This is a genomic window from Pelomonas dachongensis, from assembly GCF_043555865.1.
Taxonomy (GTDB): domain Bacteria; phylum Pseudomonadota; class Gammaproteobacteria; order Burkholderiales; family Burkholderiaceae_C; genus Pelomonas; species Pelomonas dachongensis.
Window position 1 is genome coordinate 1 of record NZ_JBIGHY010000043.1, and the last position, 368, is coordinate 368.

General features: G+C 64.9%; 1 pseudogene. It reads left to right on the plus strand.

Annotated elements, in window-relative coordinates:
- Positions 1-127: 127 nt before the first annotated feature.
- Positions 128-368: pseudogene (locus tag ACG02S_RS26245) on the plus strand (transposase); the annotation flags it as partial.

The following is a 368-nucleotide window of genomic DNA, read 5'->3' on the forward strand; positions in this document are numbered from 1 at the left end:
GCGGCGCCGCCGACGTGCACCGGCTTGTTGGGAAGGCGTAGTGTTCATGTGTCCACCAAGAGTTGAGGTGGACACGAGACTCCTACGCACCTAACGGGTCTTCAAGATGGTCGGACTGGACGCTCACGGCCGTGGCGTCCCGTTGTCGCTCGTCGTGAGCGGGGCGAACGTTCATGACTGCAAGCGGCTTGACGACGTGCTCTGTGCCATCGTCGTCGACCGCAAGAGCCCGCCACAGCGGCGAAGCAAGCATCTGTGCGCCGACGCGGGTTATCGCGGCCGGGAGCACATTCGCACGATCGAGGCGTACGGCTACATCCCTCACGTCGTTGACCGGCGCCAGGAGGCTGACCGGAAACGGCGCGACC